3 protein-coding genes and 1 pseudogene are annotated in these 1,916 nt (G+C 32.7%); all 4 read left to right on the forward strand.

Annotated elements, in window-relative coordinates:
• The coding region (locus tag ACZQCL_RS04150; RefSeq protein WP_482481915.1) for a DUF1846 domain-containing protein at nt 1–1,116 on the forward strand (1,116 nt) is incomplete at its 5' end.
• A 9-nt stretch (nt 1,117–1,125) separates the two neighbouring features.
• Nucleotides 1,126–1,413: a hypothetical protein gene (locus ACZQCL_RS04155; protein ID WP_118115009.1), complete on the forward strand. Its 288-nt coding sequence runs from the start codon at nt 1,126–1,128 to the stop codon at nt 1,411–1,413.
• Complete coding sequence (locus ACZQCL_RS04160) at nt 1,413–1,712, forward strand: hypothetical protein (protein WP_227993618.1); 300 nt, start codon at nt 1,413–1,415, stop codon at nt 1,710–1,712. The genes ACZQCL_RS04155 and ACZQCL_RS04160 overlap by 1 nt, the downstream gene beginning before the upstream one ends.
• Nucleotides 1,713–1,720: 8 nt before the next feature.
• A pseudogene (locus ACZQCL_RS04165) lies at nt 1,721–1,916 on the forward strand (uridine phosphorylase); the annotation flags it as partial.

Genomic DNA, 1,916 nt, shown 5'->3' on the forward strand with positions numbered 1-1,916 from the left:
TACAATCGTCAAAAAGCAGTTGATTTATTTAAAGCTCGTTTGAAACGTAGAAAAATTGACGTATATTTCCACTACTTTATTGAAGGATATCCTACGGATACTAAAAAAATCATTTCGGATTCTGGATTTGGAAAGAATGATTATGTTAAGACAACAAGACCTTTAGTGGTTGTAACAGCACCTGGTCCTGGTAGTGGTAAAATGGCTACTTGTTTATCACAGTTATATCATGAACATAAACATGGCATTAAGGCTGGATACGCAAAATATGAAACGTTCCCTATTTGGAATTTGCCTTTGAATCATCCTGTTAATTTAGCTTATGAGGCTGCAACTGCAGATTTGGCCGATGTAAATATGATTGACCCATTCCATTTACAGGCTTACAATGAAGTAACAGTTAACTATAATCGTGACATTGAAATTTTTCCTGTCCTAAAGAACATTTTTGAAGAAATATATGGTTCAAGTCCTTATCAAAGTCCAACAGATATGGGTGTAAATATGGCGGGTTTATGTATTAGTGATGATGAAGCATGTTGTAATGCAAGTAACCAGGAAATCATTCGTCGTTATTTTGTAAGTAAAACAAGATATGCTCATGAACTATGTTCATATGAAGAAGTTCAAAAACAAGAAGTTGTTATGAACAAAGCGGGTATTACAGAATTAGATCGTCCTTGTGTTGTGGCTGCACGTAAAAAAGAAGAACAAACTCATTCTTTCTCTGGTGCTATTGAATTAGATGATGGAACAATTATTACAGGAAAAACAACGAATTTAATGGGTGCTTGTTCAGCCGTTTTAATGAATGTATTAAAACATCTTGCAGGAATTGATAAAAAGAAAGTTTTAATTTCACCAGAAGCTATTTTACCTATCCAAAACTTAAAAACAGAATATCTTGGCTCGGTAAATCCAAGACTTCATTCAAATGAAATTTTAATTGCGTTATCTGTTTCTGCTTTGCATAGCGAAGATGCAAAGAAAGCATTAGCTATGTTACCAAAATTAGAAGGTATGCAGGCTCATGTGACTTGTGATGTTGCGGATGTAGATTTAAGTATTTATGCGAATTTAGGCATTATGCTTACATATGATGCTAATAAAAAGTAGGAGGTTTCTATGGCAAAATCAATTCCTAGCTCTGGAGCAGGAGCTGTTCGTATTATTTTAAAAAATAAGGATGCTTTCCATTTTGATTTAAGAGAAAAGAAAGAAGATAACGGAAAACAAAGTTATTTGTTTGATGTATATTACGAAAATACTACGGGTACTTTAAATGTATTGATGGATAATGGTGAACCTGTTATTGCAGCATTGAATTTAAGTTTGGGTAAAGTTATCACTTTGTCTAATGATACAAACTTAAAAAAATTATGTAATTATGTAGTAGATAAGGTGAATGCATAATGAAGATAAGATTGCATGTGGTTGTTGACAAAGAAGATGATGCTGTTGTTGAAGTTGTTCAAAAAGCATTGAATGAAATTTGTTCAAAGATGTCTTATTCTCCAAGTCGATTACAGCCAAGTTTAGCTGGTTGCATGGAGTTTTATGCGACAAGTGATTTGAATGAAGATGAAATCGATGATTTATTATCCAAATTGAATAATGACTGGGATGGAGAAAATGATGATTGTCAGGCTTATAGCTTTAATACGACAATGTTTCATCCAAATGTTTACTACTTACAATTCCAATCTTTCTAGGATATATTATGATTGATTACACAGAAGGTTCAAATAAACAATATCATACTCAATTAGAGGAAAATGGTGTTGGAGATTATGTTATTTTAACGGGAGATCCCAAAAGAGTAAAGGATATCGCATCTTATTTAGATGATGCATATTTTGTTGCGGACAACCGTGAATATGTTACATATTCAGGCTATATTAATGGAGTATTGTGTA

The organism is Holdemanella sp. (assembly GCF_056804935.1).